Source organism: Marseilla massiliensis, assembly GCF_016899855.1.
Classification (GTDB): domain Bacteria; phylum Bacteroidota; class Bacteroidia; order Bacteroidales; family Bacteroidaceae; genus Prevotella.
Genome location: NZ_JACJJG010000172.1, coordinates 1 through 3,102, shown reverse-complemented (window position 1 = coordinate 3,102; position 3,102 = coordinate 1). Strand labels below are relative to the sequence as shown.

Annotated in this window: 3 protein-coding genes; 2 read left to right on the top strand and 1 reads right to left on the bottom strand. The window is 50.7% G+C overall.

Translation table 11 applies throughout. The annotated features are described in order from the left end of the window. Nucleotides 1–23: 23 nt before the first annotated feature. A complete protein-coding gene (locus tag H6A34_RS14015) occupies nt 24–398 on the bottom strand; it encodes a winged helix-turn-helix transcriptional regulator (RefSeq protein WP_021948770.1) in 375 nt (124 codons plus the stop codon). A 238-nt stretch (nt 399–636) separates the two neighbouring features. Here H6A34_RS14015 and H6A34_RS14010 point away from each other — a divergent pair, with 238 nt between their 5' ends. Both H6A34_RS14010 and H6A34_RS14005 read left to right on the top strand, forming a co-directional pair. Then, nucleotides 637–1,104 (top strand): cupin domain-containing protein, encoded by a 468-nt coding sequence (locus H6A34_RS14010; RefSeq protein WP_205106017.1) that lies wholly within the window; start codon nt 637–639, stop codon nt 1,102–1,104. Between the two features lie 471 nt (nt 1,105–1,575). Further along, entirely contained in the window at nt 1,576–3,078 is a 1,503-nt protein-coding gene (locus tag H6A34_RS14005) for an alkaline phosphatase family protein (protein WP_239480900.1), read from the top strand. Nucleotides 3,079–3,102: the final 24 nt, after the last annotated feature.

The following is a 3,102-nucleotide window of genomic DNA, read 5'->3' as shown; positions in this document are numbered from 1 at the left end:
CAACCCAATTATGAATTTTGAATTTATGAATTATGAATTAAAAAGTTCTTTCTGTCCTCAACGATGTCGGTTATGTTGGCCGACGCCCATTCTATCAGGTTATTTATCAGCGGAATAAGGGTCTGTCCGCGCTCGGTCAGGGTATATTCTACCTTTGGCGGAATTTCGGCATACACCTTGCGGCTGATTAGTCCGTCAGCCTCGAGCACCTTCAGAGCCGCAGACAACATTTTCTTGGATATGTCGGGAATATACAGTTTCAGTCCGTTAAACCGCAACACGCCATGCTGTTCCAGCGTATAAAGCACCAGCATTGACCATTTATCGCCTATTCTCGACAGTACGTTCCTTATCGGACAGGTTGGGAACAAGGCGTCATTAACCTCTGTTTTAAGCATATCGATTACACGTTTAATAAATTACGGAAGCACCTTTTGGTCTACAAAAGTAACCATTATGGACGAAACATCATGACGCTTCGTGTTAAACATTGTAAAAGTCTGAAATGCAACGTGTTGTAAACCAGCATTTGTAACCTCGGAGTAACCGGGTTTCATCAATTTCACTTCTTGCATGTCATACCGCGTTTTCATAACTTTGCACTGTCAAAAATAACAATAACATAAAGCAAACAAGATGAAAGAGATCAAGACTTTAAGGGAAGGCAGCAACTTTACGGCTGTGACCGTAGGCAAGTTGGACAAGGTAAGTGAGTATAGCCTGCCGCTCGGCGAGAGCGTGGTAATCAACGGCAAGGTGTTCACCGGCGGCGCACTGAAGTCAACAGGCATGGAGATGTCGCTCCAGACGTTCGCCCCGGGCGAAGGCAGCGCGTTCGTACATGCCCACAAGGAGCACGAAGAGCTGTACATGGTAATCAGTGGCGAAGGCGAGTTCCGTGTCGACGATGCACTGTTTGAGGTGGGCGAAGGCAGTCTCGTACGCGTGGCTCCGGCCGGAAAGCGTGCGCTGCGCAACACTGGCAACGGGCCTATGCTTGTAATGTGCATACAGTACAAGGCCAACTCGTTCGGGTCTGAAGACACTCCGGCTGCCGACGGAATAATCCTTGAGGACGAGGTGTTTCCCAATGGATTGAAGTAAACGAAAGATGAATGTCCGCAAAGCTACCATTCATTGGCAGTTAAAGGAGTTAAAGAAGTTATCGTTAACTGCGGTCGGCAAGTAGTTAAAGGCATAACCACTTCGCCTTACTCCGTCGGTTGTTAAAGCCGAATGGCTTGCTGATAATAGGCCGTAAAAGTAATGGCTATAACTTCTTTAACTTCTCTAAGTTCTATAACTTCATTATTATATGCGTCCTTTTACATTACAAAAGGCCGCAAACCGCAAGCCAAAAGGCCGTCTTTTACACGCTAAAAGACGGCCTTTTACAAACCCGCTGATTATCAATAAATTACGGAAGGGGCGCTAAACGGGGCGCTAAAAGTAGCCGGCAGGACAATACAATCCTGTGAAGATTTAGGGCGGAAGCCGTAATTTGTTTTACAAGTTCGGCTGAAATGCTTAAATTTGCACCGTATTTCAGACGTTATCAATCAACAAAACGATAATATGGGAATTAACAATTTACTGAAAAAGGCCGTTCTCATGGCCGTAGTCTTAACATGCCTTGGATGTGCTAAAAGCGTTGCCGAAGGCCTTGACAGACCAAAACTGGTTGTCGGTATTGTGGTTGACCAGATGCGCTGGGACTACCTTTACCGTTATTACGACCTGTACGGCGAGGGCGGCTTCAAGCGCATGATGAACGAAGGGTACAACTGCGAGAACACGATGATTAACTACGTGCCCACCGTTACGGCCGTAGGCCACACGTCGATATTCACCGGAAGCGTGCCGGCGATACACGGCATTGCCGGCAACGACTTCATGATTGACGGCAAGATGGCGTATTGCTGCTCCGACCCGACCGTAAAAGGCGTGGGCACCGACAGCGAGGCGGGCATGATGTCGCCGCGCAACATGCTCACGACGACCATCGGCGACGAGCTGAAGATAGCCACCGACTTCAAGGCTAAGGTAGTAGGCGTGTCGATAAAAGACCGCGCCGCCATACTGCCGGCAGGCCACTCGGCCGACGGGGCGTACTGGATTGACAACGCTACGGGCCGCTTCATCACGAGCACTTACTACATGGAGAAGCTGCCGGAGTGGGTTGTCGCGTTCAATAACAAGTACGGCGGCAAGGACGAGCGCCAGGTGTCATACTCTACTTACGGCAACCTGATAACCGAAGAGATGGCCAAGGCGGCCGTCGAGGGCGAGGCATTGGGAGCCGACGAGGTGACCGACATGCTTACGGTGAGCTTCTCATGCACCGACAAGGTAGGCCACGAGGTTGCCACTCACAGTCCCGAGATACGCGAGATATTCGTCGACCTTGACAAAAGGCTGGCCGACCTGTTCACGTATCTTGACCAAAAGGTGGGCAAGGGACAGTATCTTGCGTTCCTCTCCGCCGACCACGGCGCCGCGAACAACATCCTCATGCTGCGCGAACACGGCATTCCGGCCGACGGATTTGTGGCTTCAAAGAAGGCCAAACAGCTTGACGACTACCTGAAAGGCAAGTTCGGCGTGGAGCAGAGCCTGGTAAACTGCATCAGCAACTACAAGGTTTTCCTCGACCACGGGGCAATCAAAGCCCTTTCGCTCGACCTCGACGACGTGAAAGAGGAAGCCATCGAATGGCTCAAAGGCGACAAGCAGTACGCCTATGTGGTTGACCTCGAGCACGCAAGCGAGGCATCCATCCCCTCATTAATAAAGGAACGCATCATTAACGGCTACCACCGCCTGCGCAGCGGAGACATCCAGATGATTCTGAACCCCGCCAACTACGAGGTAAGCTCGGAGGTGATAGACAAGGGAACGACCCACGGCGTATGGAATCCGTACGACTCTCACATTCCATTCCTGCTCATGGGATGGCACGTACAGCCCGGTCGCACCGACGCGCCGACCACCATTAACGACATCGCCGCAACCGTATGCTCGCTCATACACGTGCAGATGCCTAACGGATGCATCGGCAACGCGGTAACCATAAATTAAGAATTAAGAGCGGAGAAATTAAGA

Bases quoted from the DNA above. Each gene is read 5' to 3' on its own strand.
- H6A34_RS14015 (WP_021948770.1), bottom strand. From the start codon at position 398: ATGCTTAAAACAGAGGTTAATGACGCCTTGTTCCCAACCTGTCCGATA.
- H6A34_RS14010 (WP_205106017.1), top strand. From the start codon at position 637: ATGAAAGAGATCAAGACTTTAAGGGAAGGCAGCAACTTTACGGCTGTG.
- H6A34_RS14005 (WP_239480900.1), top strand. From the start codon at position 1,576: ATGGGAATTAACAATTTACTGAAAAAGGCCGTTCTCATGGCCGTAGTC.